Genomic DNA, 16,814 nt, shown 5'->3' on the forward strand with positions numbered 1-16,814 from the left:
ACTATCTACTATGAATTTCGAATATTCAGAAAAAATAATATCACTTCAAGAGAAACTCAATGCCTTTTTTGAAGAACATATTCTCCCTGTTGAAGAAGAAGTGGGTGCTTTTAATTATAATCCTGATAATCGATGGAAACGTTGGCCAGGAATGGAAGCACTTAAAGAAAAAGCAAAAGCAGCTGGGTTGTGGAATCTTTTTTTACCTAAAAGTTACGGGGATTTGAGCCCGGGATTAACCAATTTAGAATATGCTCCTTTAGCAGAGATCATGGGGCGTGTATTATGGTCTTCTGAAGTGTTTAATTGTAATGCTCCAGATACCGGAAATATGGAGGTATTGGCAAAATATGGTTCTACAGCACATAAAAAACAGTGGTTAGAACCCTTAATGAAAGGAGAAATTCGATCTGCTTTTTTAATGACAGAACCCCAGGTGGCTTCTTCAGATGCTACAAATATTGAAACTTCGATTGTATTAGACGGTGATGATTATGTAATCAATGGCCGTAAATGGTGGTCTTCGGGAGGGATGGATCCGCATTGCAAGATTGCCATTGTAATGGGTAAAACAGATCCAAATGCGCATAGACATCAACAACAAAGTATGGTTTTGGTTCCTATGGATACGCCAGGGTTAAAAATTATAAGACCATTATCTGTTTTTGGATTTTATGACTCTCCAGAGGGACATGCCGAAATTGTATTAGATAATGTTCGTGTACCTAAAGAAAATTTAATATTGGGAGAAGGCCGAGGTTTCGAGATTGCCCAAGGCCGCTTAGGCCCTGGACGGATTCATCATTGTATGCGATTGATCGGAATGGCACAACGCTCATTAGAGTTGATGTCAAAAAGAGCTTCAGAACGTATAGCTTTTGGTAAAACCTTTAAGGATTATAGTAGTATCCGTCAGGAAATTGCCCTTTCACAATGCGAAATCGAACAAGCAAGGTTGTTAACACTTTCTGCAGCAGATAAGATGGATAAAGAGGGTAACAAAACATCAAAAGACCTTATTGCAATGATTAAAATTGTAGCTCCTAATATGGCACTAAAAGTGATTGATCGAGCGATGCAAATTCATGGAGGTAAAGGCGTGGGGCCAGATACCCCATTAGCGCACTTCTTTGTTGCAGCTCGGATGCTTCGATTGGCAGATGGGCCCGATGAAGTACATATGTACCAGTTAGGTAAAAGTGTGATTCATAAACATGCGCAATAGTTAGTGATTTTATTGAAGTAGTAAGAAGGAAGTTTATTACCAATTTGATATATAAACAAAACCATGCAAAACGTACGCAAAGGAGAAGAATTAAACGAAAAAACATTGAAATCCTTCTTGAAAAAAGAAGGACTTATTAATAATGATCAAAGTGATTGGAGTGTAACTCAGTTTACTCATGGGTATTCCAACCTCACATATTTATTAGAAATAGAAAACAAAGAATATGTACTACGCAGACCCCCTTTTGGAGCCATAAAAAGAGGGCATGATATGGGACGCGAGTTTAAAGTACAATCCGGGATATATAGTGCTTTTCCGAAAGTACCAAAAATGTTTGCCTACACAGAAGACAAAGATGTTTTGGGATGTCCTTTTTACATTATGGAAAAAGTTGACGGAATCATTCTTAATGTGCATGAAGCTAAAAAAAGAAATATCCCTGCAGATGATTTTAAAACCATTGCAGATTCATGGCTGGATACTTTTGTAGAACTCCATAATGTGGATTACCAGGCGGCAGGATTATCTGATTTAGGAAAACCCGAAGGATATGTTGAAAGACAAGTGCTTAATTGGGGTAAACAATATCTAAAAGCGGCTACAGAAGATGTACCCGCCGCAGAGAAGGTGATGAAATGGATGGAAGAGAATCAACCCAAAGAATATCGACATAGTTTAGTACATAATGATTTTAAATATGATAATGTAGTTTTTAAAGATGATAATGTAGTTTTTAAAGATGATACCTGGAAAGAAGTTGTGGCGGTATTGGATTGGGAAATGGCCACCTTGGGAGATCCATTGATGGATTTAGGAACTTCTCTAGGATATTGGACCATGGCAAGTGATCATCCATTTGTACAACAAGGTATTCCTTCACCTACAATTATGGATGGTAACCCCAGTAGAAGTGAGATCGTAGAACGCTATACCCAAAAAAGTGGAAGAGAAGTAAATCATTTAGTGTTTTATTATGCATTTGGGTTGTTTAAGATCGCGGTAATTGCTCAACAGATTTATTATCGATATAGTAAAGGCCTTACGACAGATCCTCGATTTGCGCAATTAAATAAAGCTGCAGAATTGCTTTGTAATTTGGCACTACAAGCTATTCAGAAAAATAAAATAGATTGATATAAATTAATTAGTCTTAGGGTTTTCCAAAATCTTTAAGGTTGGTTTTAGAAGTACATTAAAAATATTAAATGGATTATTTAGCTGCTACAGAGTATTTCGATTATGAAACTGATGAAATTCAGAAAATCGTAAAAGAATTTAAGACGGATAGGTTAACGGATAAAGAAAAAGCTGAGCAATTATACCTTAAAATAAGGGATGAATGGAAGTATGATCCTTATACCATAAGCCTTTTAAAAGAAGCTTATAAAGCAAGTTATGTAGCTAAAAAGACGACAGGTCATTGTGTGGATAAGTCTATTCTTTTAATTGCTTGTTTAAGAGCAGTTGGAATCCCGGCAAGAATTCATTTAGCAAAGGTAAAAAACCATATCGCTGTAGAACGATTGACAGAAAAATTTGGAACTAATGAGCTCACTCCACATGGAATGATTAACGTTTATTTAAATGGTAAATGGCTTAAAGCATCCCCGGCTTTTAATGCGTCTTTGTGTAAAATGTGTAATGTGGCGCCTTTAGAGTTTGATGGAGAAAACGATTCCATTCTTCAGGAGTTTAATAATGAAGGGAATGTTTTTATGGAATACCTTGAGGATTATGGGCATTTTGAAGATGTTCCCGTTGATTTTATGTTGAATAACATGAAGGAACATTATCCGGAAATTATTAGTTTATCAAAGGATGCTGATGTAATCAAGTTGTAAATAGTGTAACTAAAACTAAAAAATCACACATGGATCATAAACATATAGAAGTTACCCCAGAACAATTTCAAGAGTTTTCAACCTTACCCTTAGAAGGGGCTTTTCAGATGTTGAATCTTTTAAAGTTTAAGACTAAGGTAGAAGATGCAGATATAACGGGTGCTCAGGCTTACGGTCAGTATATGCAAGCTGTACTGCCATTTTTTCAAGCTTCAAAAGCCAAAATTATTTATCAAGGAAAACCAATGTTTACTCTTATTGGTCCAGAAAAGAATTTAGAATGGGATAAGGTACTGATTGTAGAGTATGCGAGTAAAAAAGATTTTTTAGGCATGATCACTTCTGAAGGGTATCCTGCAAAAATGCGTAGTCGTGCTCTGCAAGACTCGAGATTAATAGTATGTACAGCTAAATAAAACTTAATATATGCAAGTAAAAGATAAAGTAGTAATAGTAACCGGTGCCGGTTCTGGGATTGGTGCCGCCACGGCCAAGCATTTTGCAAAACATCAAGCCAAAGTTGTGGTTTCGGATATTAGAGAAGAAAAAGCACAAAAAATAGCAGATGAAATTAAGGCTTCAGGAGGCGAGAGTACTGTAATTACTGCTAATGTTGCTAAGTATGATGAGGTAGAGCAACTCATAGCCAAAACAGTTGAGCAGTTTGGGAGATTAGATGTTATAGTTAATAATGCCGGAATTGGCCCTAGAAATATGGCTAAAACAGGGGAATATACTTTAGAAGATTGGGATAGTGTTATTGCAGTCAATCAGACCGGCGTTTTTTATTGCATGAAATTAGCATTGCAGCAAATGATGAAACAAGGCGGTGGAAATATAGTAAATATTGCTTCCCTGGCAGGTCTTAAAGCTTCATTAAATAATTTGTCTTATAGTGCAAGTAAGTTTGCTGTAGTTGGGATGACAAAGTCTGCTGCTTTAGAATATGCTAGCAAAAATATACGTATCAATGCGGTGTGTCCCGGGTATACAGAGTCTGCTTTATTGGATAAATTGTTATCAGTACGGCCAGATATGGATCAAATGCTTAAAAGTGTGATTCCTATGAAACGATACGGGCTGGCAGAAGAGATTGCAGAAGCTGTGGTTTGGCTTGCTTCAGATGACACAAAGTTTATAACAGGCCAGACTATTACATTAGATGGAGGTACATCTTTATAAAATTATATACATACAAATACGATAATAAATTAAAATAAATTAACCAATGAATAAGCAACTAATATTTAAAAAACGTCCGGTTGGACTGCCTGAAACTGATACTTGGGAACTTCAAGATAATCCAATCCCAGAACCTAAGGAAGGAGAAGTTCTAGTACAACAACATTATATATCATTGGATCCCGCTATGCGTGGCTGGATGAACGAAGGTAAGTCATACATAGAACCTGTTCAGGTTAATGATGTAATGCGTGCCGGATCGGTTGGGAAAGTGATCAAATCCAATAATCATCCAAAATATAAAGAAGGAGATTACCTTACAGGTTGGGGTGGTGTTCAGCAATACGCTGTAACTAATGGGGATAATTGGTATCAAATTGACCCAAGCTTAGCTCCATTGCCAATGTATATCGGTACGTTAGGGATGCCTGGAATGACAGCATATTTTGGGATTTTGGAAGTCGGAAAAATAAAAGAAGGAGATACCGTTCTAGTATCGGGTGCAGCAGGTGCGGTAGGTAGTGTTGTTGGGCAAATTGCCAAAATAAAAGGTTGCCGAGTAATCGGAATTGCCGGTGGAGCTGATAAATGTAAATACGTAGTAGATCAATTAGGATTTGATGGGGCGATCGATTATAAATCAGAAAATATTCATGAAGGGTTAAAACGAGAATGCCCAAAAGGTATCGATGTGTATTTTGATAACGTAGGTGGAGAAATTCTTGATGCTGCTTTAGCTAGATTGCGCATGCATGCACGTATAGTTGTCTGTGGAGCGATCTCACAGTATAATAACAAAGTGGCTATAAAAGGACCAAGTAACTATTTATCTTTATTAGTAAATCGAGCTTCAATGCAAGGGATGGTAGTGATGGATTATGCTAAAGACTACGGTAAGGCAGCCATGGAAATGGGTGGCTGGATGGCCCAAGGAAAACTAAAAAGTAAAGAAGATATTTATGAAGGAATAGAAAATTTTCATGAAACTTTTTTACGATTATTCTCTGGAGATAAAATGGGGAAACTTGTGTTAAAAGTAATTGATGACTAAAAAGCGTCAGTTCGAGTGGTTTTTTGTAACAAAGTGAAGAAAAACTGTATCGAGAACCGCTTTTTATTCAAATTCTTATTCTCGATACATCCCGATTACCATCGGACACTCGAATTAACGAATTTAAATAAAAGGAATTTGAACAATCTTAAACCTAAATACTGTGAAAGCAATAGTATGCAAAAAATTTGGACCGCCTTCAAGTCTTTCGCTTGAAGACATAAAAAACCCTGAGCCTAAAGAAAATGAGGTTTTGGTTGAAGTAAAAGCTTGTGGGGTTAATTTTCCCGATACATTAATAATACAAGGATTGTATCAGTTTAAGCCAGAATTGCCTTTTACTCCTGGTAGCGATATAGCAGGAGTAGTTAAAGAAGTGGGAGAGAGAATCTCTCACCTGAAACCAGGGGATGAGGTTTTTGGATTTGTGATGCATGGTGGTTATGCAGAAGAGGTGATCGTACCAGGTAATGCCTGTTTTAAAAAACCTCCAATGATGAATTACCCAATAGCGGCATCTTTTATGATGGCCTATGGTACTTCATATCATGCACTTAAGGATAGAGCTAGACTTAAAGAAGAAGAAACGCTTTTGGTCTTAGGAGCTTCTGGTGGAGTAGGGTTGGCCGCTGTAGAATTAGGTAAACTTATGGGAGCAAAGGTAATTGCAGCTGCTTCTACCGATGAAAAACTACAATTATGTAAAGAATTTGGTGCCGATGAGGTGATTAATTATTCTACAGAGGATTTAAAATCAAGGATCAAAGAACTTACCGACGGAAAAGGAGTGGATGTGGTTTATGATCCGGTAGGCGGAGATTATTCTGAAGCAGCTATTCGTGGTATGGCTTGGGAAGGTCGTTACCTGGTGGTAGGTTTTGCAGCGGGAGATATTCCTAAGATTCCACTTAATCTGGCTTTGCTAAAAGGTTGCGCGATTGTAGGAGTTTTTTGGGGGAGTTTTGCAATGAAAACACCTAAAAAGAATATGCAAAATACAATGGAACTAATGCAGTGGTATGGTGCAGGCAAGCTAAAACCACATATTCATAAAATATATCCTCTTAAAGATGCATCAAAAGCTCTCGAAGAAATGATGCAACGCAAGGTGAGAGGTAAAGTAGTTATTGAATGTTCTTAATATGAACATCTTTCGTGTCAGTTTGAGTATTTGGGTGTAATGTAATGGAGACAAAATGTATCGAGAACTATTTACTATCGAAACATGAATTCATAATATAGTATTAATTACATCTTGATACACCATTCCTTAGGTCATGGTAGTCGATGTGACGGATGTACTAAATAGATAAATTTTATATATCAACATAATAAACCAACAAATACATGAGATTAAAAGATAAAGTTGCTATTGTTACTGGTGGAGCCAGAGGAATAGGGAAAGCTGTTTCTGAATTGTTTGCCAAAGAAGGGGCAACCGTAATTATATGGGATTTATTGGATGATGGTGAGAGTATTGCCCAAAAGATTGTCGAAGCTGGGAACATTGCAGAATTCACTAAAATTTCGGTAACAGATAAAGAGGCGATAGAAGCAGAAGCGGAAAGAATTTATAAGAAATATAGCAAAATAGATATTTTGATTAATAATGCCGGTATAACTAAAGATAGAACACTTCATAAGATGAGTGAGGCAGAATGGGATGCGGTGATTGATGTAAATTTAAAAGGAGTGTTTTTGTGCACCCAAGTAGTTTCTAAATATATGAAAGAGAAAGGGTATGGACGAATTGTTTCTGCAGCATCTAATGTAGGGTTACGTGGTAATTTTGGACAAACTAATTATGCTGCAACAAAAGCAGGTGTAATTGCTATGTCTAAAACCTGGACTATGGAGTTAGGTAAGTATGGTATTACGGCCAATGCATTGGCTCCTGGTTTCACTCTTACCGAAATGACAGAGGAAATTCCTAAGGAGCATCTAGAGGGGATTAAAAAACAAATACCGCTTCAAAAAGCTGCTGTACCAATGGATATAGCATATGGATATTTGTATCTAGCTTCTGATGAGGCTTCTTATGTCTCTGGAATTTGTTTAACCATAGATGGAGGTATATCAAGATAAATAACACAGCATGGATCAACTAGTATATAAGAATTTTGAAGCTTTTAGAGCACTTGAAGGAAAAGAATTGCCTGTGGGAAACTGGATAGTTGTAACCCAGGAAATGATCAATACTTTTGCAGAAGTAACCCAGGATTTTCAGTGGGTGCATGTAGATGTAGAGAGAGCTAAAAAAGAATCCCCTTTTAAGAAGACCATCGCTCATGGATTTCTATCTATATCATTGCTTTCAAAAATGTTGATGGACTTGATTACGGTAGAGAGTGCGGTTATGGGATTTAATTACGGACTAAATAAAGTACGTTTTCCGCATCCGGTACTTGTTGACAGTCGTTTAAGATTGCATAGCCGTGTCACGAAAATTGAAGAATATGCCAATAATGGGTTGAAAATTACATGGGATTGTACCCTAGAAATTGAGAATATTGAAAAGCCAGCTTGTGTTGCCGAGTTCGTTTCGTTAATGTTTGAATGAATTTGGACCACAAAAAAACCTGTCCTCTAAAAGTGGACAGGTTGTGTGCTTTAAAAAAATTAAATAGTATATATTAAATTACTTTTACATTTACTGCGTTTAATCCTTTTTTACCTTCTTGCAAATCAAATTCGACTGCATCGCCTTCTCTAATCTCATCGATTAATCCAGAGATGTGTACAAAATGTTCTTTGTTCGAATCATCTTCAGTGATAAATCCAAAACCTTTGGCATCATTGAAGAACTTTACTGTTCCTTTATTCATTGTTATAATTTAAATTAGTTAATAAAAATCAAAGATAATGCCAAATATCTAATTGAGCATCATCTAAGTGGTTTTTACATACTTATTAAACACAGATTTTTAGTGTTTATTACTAGTAAAAGTATAAAAAATATTTAACAATTAAGTTTTTAATTACACTGTATAACAGTTTTTTTAAAATTGTTAAAATCTATTCACAAATTGGAAATGTTATAAGACTGTATTTTTTGAAGTTCTAATGCATAGTCATATTGCAAATCTTCGTGTAATCCTAACAATTTCTTTTTTATTCCTATGATCTCACGATTAAGGATGCTTTGTAATACAGTGCTTTTTTGTATGTATGGATTGAATTTTTTTAACTTTTTACAAAAATGTATCAGTAGTTCTATCTCTGTTTCCTTGTTTTTAGAATACCGAATGTACTTTTTTATTGTCCTTAAAATTTTACGTACACTCTTCTTAATGTAATGGTACGATGCGGTATTAATAACCTCAAATTGTTCATTAATTTCATTTTTAACATTGTGTATGTATTCTTCTTCATCGGTGGATTCGAACAAAAGATAAGTTAGTAATTCTTTATTCTCTTTTTTAAACCTCGACAAGCGAAGGCACAACTCCATAAGTTCTTGATGCGAACGTTGAGATAATTCTGTTTTGATTTCTTTTACTGAAGCAGATTTCATAGGTGCAATTTAGATAAAAGATTGAATTGAAATAGAGTATGTGTGGTTCTTATTTCATGTTTGCTTTTTGTCGACCTGTGATTTGACTTTGCTATAGAGGGGTAGATGTAAAGGGGTTGTAATATTGAGAATTATTTGATTTTTAATGCTTTATAAGAAGGTTGTAAACAGTTTATCTCTTTGTTTATCAGGTGTTTCAGAGTTATTAACATAGTTATCAACAATTAAAGTGGGTTTTTACCTTCTAATATTTTATAAATATGAATATTTTGTGTTTTATATCGCAATAATTATTCTTTTCAACAAATTATTAACAAATAATAAACATTTTATTTGGTTTTGTGTTGATAACTTACTAATTTGCTATCAAATAACCTTAAATCACACAATCATGAATTATTTAAATTCTACATTCGGACTGAACTTTAATAGTATAGTAAAATTTTTAAGCGAACTTCCTGAAGCCTCTAGTTATGCAATTCGTAAGTAATAATAGAAATAGATTTATCCTGAGTAAACTCGTAGTATTATGTTTTGGTACTATTTTCAGGAGTCTTTAAGATATTTTGAGTTTGTGTTTTTGCCCTAAAGCCCTTCATTCTAATAGTTGAAGGGTCTTTTTTTTATATAACTTTTTTGTAGTTCTAAATAATAAGAACGATTTCCTTTCTATGAAGTTTGAAAGTATGGAGAAAGAATAACAAGTTAGGAGGATTATTATTCTTTACGAGAGATGTTAATCTGTGCCTTCTTAAGTTCCTCAACAATCTTGCTTTCTTGTAGAGTAAGAGTAGGGGCGTTATAGTATTTCCAAAACTCCGGATTATATAAACCGGCTTGATTTTCTATGCTTTTAGTAATATCTAGGTTGTTAGAGAAAGAATGATTATTTAAGTTTTTAGTGGTAATCCTATTGATAAATAGCTCTTTTTTTGGATGTTTTTTGAATAGTATTTGATTTGACCCAGAGCCATTAAAAATATGCCAGGTATCCTCTTCCTTTAGATATTTTAAATACATTTTACCTTCATGTTCCTGATATTCAAATACGATATGATATCCAGCTTCTTGCTGCCCGTTAGTTAGTCTTCTTTTATAGTATTTTTCTTTATTTCTGGATCGAGTTAGCTCCATTCGTACAAAAGCGAAATTTTCAGTATCAATATAAAGTGTAGTTTTTTGAAAAGGAGGATTCTTCCCTATAATTTTATATACTAATCTATTTGCAAAAGGAAGTATGCTCTCGATCTTATATGACCACCCATTCTTTACTTTAATGGGGCCATAATCATATCGTATGAAATCATCTTCGATTAAATCAACAATTGAGTTTTTTCTTTCAAAATCTTCATTCCAGGAATGCTTTTTCGCTATATAACTTTGCCTTACTTCTTGAAGTTCAACTTTTGGGGAATTGTAATCTTTGTAGTCTTTGTAGTAAAACTTCACCGCACACTCTAATAGTTCTACATATTGACCATCTTCATTCTGAAGATCGCGTATAAACCCTTCTAGAATATAAGGTTCTTTTGGATAGTTTGTATCAATGGCTTTGTACGCTTTTTTAACAATTTTTTTCGCGCTTAGTGGTTTACCCGATGTTAGAATTACATTGTCGAGTTGTGCTATGCTTTGCTGAAGATAAATTGTCTGGTTTATGGTAAATTGATTCGCTGGTATCTCAATGCTTTTGTATCCTATCATAGAGATGATTACAGGTTCTTTGCTTAGATGTGTCGATACATGAAATATAAATGTACCGTCTTTATTTGAAGTTGTTCCTGTAGCATTGTTTTTTATATAAATCGAAGCAAAGGGTAGTGGTTCTTTGGTTTCTTGGTCTATTACTTTTCCTGAAATGGTAATATAATTTTGTGCATTACTAACCAATGAGAAGATTAAAACAGTAATGATAGATAATAGACTTTTCATATGTTATATTTTCCGGTAATTGATAGTTACACTCGAAATGTTATCTAAAACAAGATGTAATGTATGAATAAACTATCGGTATCATCGTTCTTATATTTTTACAAGACGACTAAGATAGTATTCTGTAACACAATTGTTGAAATTATAACCAATTTATGATATTATAGATTAACCTTGCTGCTAGTTTTGAAGTACAATGGTCTATGTCGTATTTTGGATTGAGTTCTACCAAATCAACACTTGCTAATATATCTGATTCGCAGATTAACCGTATGGTTTCCATTGCGATATCAATAGAGAATCCCATAGGGGAGGGTGCACTTACTCCAGGTGCATATATCGATGAAAACCCATCAATATCAATAGTTAAGTAAATATGATCTACAGACGCAATGAAATTTTTAATAGTATTAAAAACATGCACTTTGTTGTGGATAGAGAATTGAGTATTTTCTATGTATTGAACATTTAATTTGTTGGCAGTTTTGTATAACTCTTGGTTATTTGCAGCCTTTTGAATCCCAAGACACAAGTATTTAAATACATTGTTTTCTTTGGCAATTTGGTAAAAAGGGGTGCCAGAATTCCCCTGGCTTTCAACTTTTCTAAGATCAAAATGTGCATCAAGATTGATGATGCCAATGGTTTTATTAGGAAATTGTTTTTTGATTCCGTTATAATGAGCATACGCCAGGTCGTGTCCGCCACCTAAAACAATTGGAAAAACGTTATTATCTATGAGAGACGCAATACAATCTGTAGTTTTAGCTTGTGTTTCCTCTAGATTTTTATCTTCGCACGTTATGTTACCAACATCAAAAATACTGATGTCATCAGAAAAATGATTTGATAAAGAAGCCAACATTTTTCGAATTGTATCTGGTCCTTCTTTCGCACCAATTCTACCTTTATTTCTCTCTACTCCTTCATCACATGCATACCCCAATAAAGCAAATGATTTCTCTTTGTTTTTTGGCAGGATATCATTTTTTAGATCAATACATGTTATTTTTTCGTGCAGATATAGTTGTTTGTTAGATAAACGCCCAGCCCAAAGTTTGGTATTTGGTTTTTGATAATGTTGCATTTTATTAATATAACTTATGTGTTTCAGTCATTAAAATTTGTTTCTATGATATCATCTTCAACTAGATTTGGTAACGTAATTTTTAGATCCGGGGTACGTTCCATTTCTCTTTTGATGGCAAATAATGCTTCTTCATTTCTTGCCCAGCTTCTTCTGGATATTCCATTATTTACATCATAAAACAACATCTGTTGTACTCTTTTCTGGGCTTCTTGGGATCCATCTAATACTAATCCAAACCCTCCATTGATTACTTCTCCCCATCCAACACCACCTCCATTATGTATAGATACCCAGGTAGCTCCTCTAAAGCTATCTCCAATCACATTATGGATAGCCATATCTGCGGTAAATTTACTACCGTCATAAATATTACTGGTCTCTCGATAAGGAGAATCGGTACCGCTTACATCGTGATGATCTCTTCCTAAAACGATAGGAGCTGTTATATCACCATTTTTTATAGCTTCGTTAAAAGCTGTGGCTATTTTGATTCTCCCTTCGGCATCCGCGTATAAAATTCTTGCTTGAGAACCTACAACCATGTTGTTTTCTTTTGCTTCTCGAATCCAGGTAATGTTGTCCTGCATTTGTTGTTGAATTTCTTTAGGAGAAACTTCTTTAATAGATTTCATTACCTCTAAAGCTATTTGATCTGTTTTGTCTAAATCCTCAGTCTTACCAGAAGTACAAACCCATCGAAATGGCCCAAACCCATAGTCAAAACACATAGGTCCAAGAATATCTTGTACATAAGATGGATATTTAAAATCAATACCATTTTCTGCCATTACATCTGCTCCTGCTCGAGATGCTTCTAATAGAAAAGCATTACCATAATCAAAGAAATAAGTACCTCTGTCGGTATGTTTATTTATGGCAGTCGCATGTCTGCGCAACGATTCCTGAACTTTAATTTTAAACTTCTTCGGGGCGTTAGCAATCATTTCGTTAGATTCTTCATAACTAAGTCCTACGGGGTAATATCCACCAGACCATGGATTATGCAAAGATGTTTGATCAGATCCAAGTTCTATATAGATATTTTCTTCGTAAAATCGTTCCCAAACATCTACAATATTACCTTGATAGGCTATAGAAACAATCTCACTCTTTTCTATGGCTTTTTTAGTGCGATTAACAAGGTCTTTTAAATTGTCATGAATCTCATCAACCCAGCCTTGTTTATGACGCTTAATGGCAGCATGGGGATTAACTTCGGCGCAAATGGTAATACAGCCAGCGATTGTGCCTGCTTTGGGTTGTGCACCACTCATGCCTCCTAATCCCGCTGTTAAAAAGATCTTACCTGCAGGAGTTTCATTAGGTTTCAATGTTTTTCTGAAGGCATTCATAACTGTAATTGTAGTACCGTGTACAATACCTTGCGGACCAATATACATATAGCTTCCTGCGGTCATTTGCCCGTATTGAGTGACACCTAAGGCATTGTATTTTTCCCAATCATCAGGTTTAGAATAGTTAGGGATCATCATCCCGTTTGTTACTACTACTCTTGGTGCATTAGCCGAAGAAGGAAATAATCCCATAGGATGCCCTGAATACACATGTAAGGTCTGTTCTTCGGTCATTGTTGCTAAGTATTGCATGGTAAGCAAATACTGCGCCCAGTTTTGAAAAACGGCTCCATTACCACCATATGTGATCAGTTCATAGGGATGTTGTGCAACTTCTGGATCCAAATTGTTCTGGATCATTAACATAACACCTGCTGCTTGTTTGGTTTTGGCAGGATACTCATCAATTGGTCTTGCATACATAACATATTCTGGAATAAAACGATACATATAGATACGACCATATTCATTTAATTCCTCTAGAAACTCTGATGCAAGTTCATGGTGCCAATTTTTTGGAAAGTATCTCAAGGCATTTCTAAGCGCTAATTTTTTCTCTTCTAGAGATAAGATCTGTTTTCGTTTTGGAGCACGACTAATGTTAAAATCCAGTGCTTTTTTTGATGGCAGTATCTTGGGAATCCCTTGTAGTATTTTTTCTTTAAAACTCATTTGTTTTTAATTATGGTCAGAATACACAATATCTCCTCGTTTCCATACTTGCGAAGGAACAAGTTTACCCTGGTGATAGAAGATCTCATTAAAATGATCGGTCTGAAACAAGTTAAAATCAGCAAGCATCCCGGTAGTTAGTCTTCCACGATCTTTAAGGTTTAAAGCAGCAGCAGCTCTACATGTGATTCCCGCTAAGACTTCGGTATTTGATAGTTTTTCGAATGTTCCTAAAATACAGGCTTGTGTTAACAGATCGCCCATAGGTGCAGAACCCGGATTCCAGTCACTAGCTATGGCCAATGCTCCTCCGGCATCTAATATTTTCCTGGCAGGGGTGAAATTACAACCTAATCCAATAGAAGCACCGGGTAATGCAACAGACACTACATTACTATCGGCTAACATTTTTATTTCATCTTCGGTGCTGGCCTCGAGATGGTCGGCACTAACCGCATTTATTTTTACAGCAACCTCACTACCGCCAGTACTAAATTGATCGGCATGAACTGTGATGTCAAATCCCATAGCTTTTGCCTTTTTGAAATATGGATAAATGTCGGATGGGAGGAAAGCACTTTTTTCGATAAAAGCATCAATTCTATGGGTTAGATTTTCATCTTTTAGGATTGGAAAAAGAGTATTACTTATGGTTTCCAGATATTCTTTATGGTCACCATCAAAGTCCCTTGGAAGCATATGCCCTGCAAGACAAGTGGCAATAAGATCTGCTTCCAGGTTTTCATTTGCGTTTTTTATGGCACGTAGCATTTTCAACTCTTCAGATACAGATAACCCATATCCACTTTTTACTTCAATGGTAGTGATTCCCGTTTTTAATAGTGCATTGGCTCTCTTTAGGATTCCATAGATTAACTCTTCTTGGGTAGCTTTTCTGGTTTGAGTTACTGTATCCCAAATCCCACCACCGGCTTCGGCTATTTCTAAATAGGATTTACCTGCATTGCGCATGGCATAATCTCTTGCTCTCGAACCCGAAAAACAAATGTGAGTATGGGCATCTATAAATCCAGGTATGCAGACATAGTTGGATTGTAATTCTATAATTTTTGCATTAAGCGAGATTGCTTTTTGTTTTATTTCTAAATAATCGCCAATACTATGAATTTGTTCTCCTTCAATAAGTATTCCCATGTCTTTTAATATAGACACTTCTTCATCTTTTATAGCACCCTTCGTAGCAACTTTTTCCATACTAATAAGTTGTGAAATTGGGCCTATTAATTTGTAGTTTTTCATACTGTTACTTTGCTGTTTCTCCAATAAATAATCATCTAATTAATATACCTCAAATTCATCAGAAAATTCAGTCTCTAATGATAATTTTTCCTTTTTAGATACTTGATTAGCAATATTAATTATCGTTTTATTTTTAATCATTTCAATTCCTTTTTCGATATCATCAGAAAATACTCGGTCTTTATCGGCAAAAGAGACTTTGGTTCTTATCTTTTTATGAATTTCATCAAGGATTATCCCCGATTTTAGGGGTTTTCTAAATTCGAAAGCCTGAGCAGCGGTTAAAAGTTCGATGGCCAGAATTTTTTCAACATTATGAATAACTCTTAATGCTTTTCTACCACCTATAGATCCCATGCTAACATGATCTTCTTGACCTAAGGATGTTGGAATACTATCTGCACTCGAAGGAAAACATAATCCTTTATTCTCGCTAGCTAATGCCGCCGTTGTGTATTGAAGAATCATATAGCCAGAATTGATTCCGGTATCTTCCATTAATAATTTGGGTACCCCGGGGGAGTTTCCTTCTAAAGCCAGATATATTCTTCGATCTGAAATGTTACCAAGCTCTGAAGCAGCTAAGCAAGCATAATCCAAGGCCATTGCCAAAGGTTGCCCATGAAAACTACCACCGCTAATGGTTAGGTTCTCATCTATGATAATGGGGTTGTCTGTAACAGAATTTAGTTCTACCTCGAGTAGTTCTTTTAAATGCAACCATGCATTTCTTGATGCCCCATGAACTTGGGGAATACAACGAAGAGAATATGGATCTTGAACTCGATCACAATCGATATGATCTTCCATGATTTCAGATCCTTTTAGCAGAGATTTTACTCTGTGGGCGGTATGAATATTTCCTTTAAAAGGGCGTAGTTGATGTAGTTCTTTATAAAAAGGTTTTACAGAACCTTGTAAACCTTCGATCATCATGGCTCCAATAATATCTGCCTGCGAAAGACAATTATGAAGTTTTGCCACCACCTGTACTGCATGAGCAGCAATAAATTGTGTGCCGTTTATTAAGGCAAGTCCTTCTTTTGGTTCTAAATCAAGAGGTGCTAATCCCGTTAGCTCGAACAAATCTTTTGTAGTGATTATTTTTTGTTGATACTCAACTTTTCCTAATCCAATTAGCGGTAAAAATAGATGGGATAAAGGGGCTAAATCTCCAGAAGCTCCTACAGACCCCTGGCTTGGTACAACAGGAATGGCATTATTATCTATATGCCATAATATTCTTTCTATGGTTTTTATTGCAATTCCAGAATAACCTTTGGATAATGATTGTACCTTAAGTATCATCATCAATTTGGCAATCTGAGAATCAATCGGGTCTCCTACGCCAACACTATGGCTTTGCAAAATATTACTTTGTAAAACTTTTGTTGCTTCTTTAGAAATTTTTGTGGTACAAAGAGGTCCAAACCCAGTATTAATCCCATAAACCGGATGGCCTTTCTCGACTATATTGTCTACAACTTGTCTACTCCCTTGAATCTTCTCTCGGGTGGACTCAGAAATGACTCCTTTGGTTTCTCCCTGTGCTATTTGTATAGCTATTCCAGAAGTTAGGTAGTGCTCCCCGTATGAAAAATGATGTGATGTATCTGACATTATCTATGCTTCAAATTTGTAGATACTAAATTAATCTATACTTTTAATAATTCAAAATACTTATTTAAT

16 protein-coding genes are annotated in these 16,814 nt (G+C 35.5%); 9 read left to right on the forward strand and 7 right to left on the reverse strand.

Annotated elements, in window-relative coordinates:
• The first annotated feature begins 10 nt into the window (after positions 1-10).
• The 9 genes from ABW637_RS14560 to ABW637_RS14600 all read left to right on the forward strand — a co-directional run bounded on the left by ABW637_RS14560 (position 11) and on the right by ABW637_RS14600 (position 7,862).
• On the forward strand, positions 11-1,225 hold the full coding sequence (locus ABW637_RS14560) for an acyl-CoA dehydrogenase family protein (protein ID WP_367585442.1): 1,215 nt from the start codon (positions 11-13) through the stop codon (positions 1,223-1,225).
• A gap of 63 nt (positions 1,226-1,288) precedes the next feature.
• On the forward strand, positions 1,289-2,362 hold the full coding sequence (locus tag ABW637_RS14565; protein WP_367585443.1) for a phosphotransferase family protein: 1,074 nt from the start codon (positions 1,289-1,291) through the stop codon (positions 2,360-2,362).
• A gap of 71 nt (positions 2,363-2,433) precedes the next feature.
• Positions 2,434-3,069, forward strand: a complete 636-nt coding sequence (locus tag ABW637_RS14570) for a transglutaminase-like domain-containing protein (protein ID WP_367585444.1) — start codon at positions 2,434-2,436, stop codon at positions 3,067-3,069.
• Positions 3,070-3,098: 29 nt separating this feature from the next.
• A complete protein-coding gene (locus ABW637_RS14575) occupies positions 3,099-3,485 on the forward strand; it encodes a hypothetical protein (protein WP_367585445.1) in 387 nt (128 codons plus the stop codon).
• Positions 3,486-3,495: 10 nt separating this feature from the next.
• On the forward strand, positions 3,496-4,251 hold the full coding sequence (locus tag ABW637_RS14580; RefSeq protein WP_367585446.1) for an SDR family NAD(P)-dependent oxidoreductase: 756 nt from the start codon (positions 3,496-3,498) through the stop codon (positions 4,249-4,251).
• Between the two features lie 46 nt (positions 4,252-4,297).
• Entirely contained in the window at positions 4,298-5,302 is a 1,005-nt protein-coding gene (locus ABW637_RS14585) for an NADP-dependent oxidoreductase (protein WP_367585447.1), read from the forward strand.
• Between the two features lie 163 nt (positions 5,303-5,465).
• Entirely contained in the window at positions 5,466-6,443 is a 978-nt protein-coding gene (locus ABW637_RS14590; protein ID WP_367585448.1) for an NADPH:quinone oxidoreductase family protein, read from the forward strand.
• A gap of 206 nt (positions 6,444-6,649) precedes the next feature.
• Positions 6,650-7,387 (forward strand): 3-oxoacyl-ACP reductase FabG, encoded by a 738-nt coding sequence (gene fabG / locus ABW637_RS14595; protein WP_367585449.1) that lies wholly within the window; start codon positions 6,650-6,652, stop codon positions 7,385-7,387.
• 10 nt (positions 7,388-7,397) lie between these two features.
• On the forward strand, positions 7,398-7,862 hold the full coding sequence (locus ABW637_RS14600) for a MaoC family dehydratase (protein WP_367585450.1): 465 nt from the start codon (positions 7,398-7,400) through the stop codon (positions 7,860-7,862).
• 73 nt (positions 7,863-7,935) lie between these two features.
• Here the strand turns inward: ABW637_RS14600 and ABW637_RS14605 are convergent, their stop codons facing one another.
• The 7 genes from ABW637_RS14605 to hutH form a co-directional block, all read right to left on the reverse strand.
• The gene (locus tag ABW637_RS14605; protein ID WP_367585451.1) at positions 7,936-8,127 is read right to left on the reverse strand and encodes a cold-shock protein; all 192 of its coding nucleotides are present in this window, start codon (positions 8,125-8,127) and stop codon (positions 7,936-7,938) included.
• 194 nt (positions 8,128-8,321) lie between these two features.
• A complete protein-coding gene (locus ABW637_RS14610) occupies positions 8,322-8,816 on the reverse strand; it encodes a hypothetical protein (protein WP_367585452.1) in 495 nt (164 codons plus the stop codon).
• A 717-nt stretch (positions 8,817-9,533) separates the two neighbouring features.
• Positions 9,534-10,748, reverse strand: coding sequence for a carboxypeptidase-like regulatory domain-containing protein (locus tag ABW637_RS14615; protein ID WP_367585453.1), 1,215 nt, complete (start codon positions 10,746-10,748; stop codon positions 9,534-9,536).
• Positions 10,749-10,890: 142 nt separating this feature from the next.
• Positions 10,891-11,835 (reverse strand): formimidoylglutamase, encoded by a 945-nt coding sequence (gene hutG / locus ABW637_RS14620; protein ID WP_367585454.1) that lies wholly within the window; start codon positions 11,833-11,835, stop codon positions 10,891-10,893.
• Between the two features lie 23 nt (positions 11,836-11,858).
• Positions 11,859-13,865, reverse strand: coding sequence for a urocanate hydratase (gene hutU, locus ABW637_RS14625; RefSeq protein WP_367585455.1), 2,007 nt, complete (start codon positions 13,863-13,865; stop codon positions 11,859-11,861).
• A 6-nt stretch (positions 13,866-13,871) separates the two neighbouring features.
• Positions 13,872-15,125 carry an imidazolonepropionase gene (gene hutI, locus ABW637_RS14630; protein ID WP_367585456.1) on the reverse strand — a complete coding sequence of 418 codons (1,254 nt, stop codon included), beginning with the start codon at positions 15,123-15,125 and terminating at the stop codon, positions 13,872-13,874.
• A 39-nt stretch (positions 15,126-15,164) separates the two neighbouring features.
• Positions 15,165-16,745: a histidine ammonia-lyase gene (gene hutH / locus ABW637_RS14635; RefSeq protein ID WP_367585457.1), complete on the reverse strand. Its 1,581-nt coding sequence runs from the start codon at positions 16,743-16,745 to the stop codon at positions 15,165-15,167.
• Between the last annotated feature and the right edge of the window lie 69 nt (positions 16,746-16,814).

This window comes from Aquimarina penaris (assembly GCF_040786285.1).
Lineage (GTDB): Bacteria > Bacteroidota > Bacteroidia > Flavobacteriales > Flavobacteriaceae > Aquimarina.

What these genes read in the sequence shown, in the direction of transcription:
- ABW637_RS14560 (WP_367585442.1), top strand. Translation starts at nt 11, where the DNA reads ATGAATTTCGAATATTCAGAAAAAATAATATCACTTCAAGAGAAACTC.
- ABW637_RS14565 (WP_367585443.1), top strand. Translation starts at nt 1,289, where the DNA reads ATGCAAAACGTACGCAAAGGAGAAGAATTAAACGAAAAAACATTGAAA.
- ABW637_RS14570 (WP_367585444.1), top strand. Translation starts at nt 2,434, where the DNA reads ATGGATTATTTAGCTGCTACAGAGTATTTCGATTATGAAACTGATGAA.
- ABW637_RS14575 (WP_367585445.1), top strand. Translation starts at nt 3,099, where the DNA reads ATGGATCATAAACATATAGAAGTTACCCCAGAACAATTTCAAGAGTTT.
- ABW637_RS14580 (WP_367585446.1), top strand. Translation starts at nt 3,496, where the DNA reads ATGCAAGTAAAAGATAAAGTAGTAATAGTAACCGGTGCCGGTTCTGGG.
- ABW637_RS14585 (WP_367585447.1), top strand. Translation starts at nt 4,298, where the DNA reads ATGAATAAGCAACTAATATTTAAAAAACGTCCGGTTGGACTGCCTGAA.
- fabG (WP_367585449.1), top strand. Translation starts at nt 6,650, where the DNA reads ATGAGATTAAAAGATAAAGTTGCTATTGTTACTGGTGGAGCCAGAGGA.
- ABW637_RS14600 (WP_367585450.1), top strand. Translation starts at nt 7,398, where the DNA reads ATGGATCAACTAGTATATAAGAATTTTGAAGCTTTTAGAGCACTTGAA.
- ABW637_RS14605 (WP_367585451.1), bottom strand. Translation starts at nt 8,127, where the DNA reads ATGAATAAAGGAACAGTAAAGTTCTTCAATGATGCCAAAGGTTTTGGA.
- ABW637_RS14610 (WP_367585452.1), bottom strand. Translation starts at nt 8,816, where the DNA reads ATGAAATCTGCTTCAGTAAAAGAAATCAAAACAGAATTATCTCAACGT.
- ABW637_RS14615 (WP_367585453.1), bottom strand. Translation starts at nt 10,748, where the DNA reads ATGAAAAGTCTATTATCTATCATTACTGTTTTAATCTTCTCATTGGTT.
- hutG (WP_367585454.1), bottom strand. Translation starts at nt 11,835, where the DNA reads ATGCAACATTATCAAAAACCAAATACCAAACTTTGGGCTGGGCGTTTA.
- hutU (WP_367585455.1), bottom strand. Translation starts at nt 13,865, where the DNA reads ATGAGTTTTAAAGAAAAAATACTACAAGGGATTCCCAAGATACTGCCA.
- hutI (WP_367585456.1), bottom strand. Translation starts at nt 15,125, where the DNA reads ATGAAAAACTACAAATTAATAGGCCCAATTTCACAACTTATTAGTATG.
- hutH (WP_367585457.1), bottom strand. Translation starts at nt 16,745, where the DNA reads ATGTCAGATACATCACATCATTTTTCATACGGGGAGCACTACCTAACT.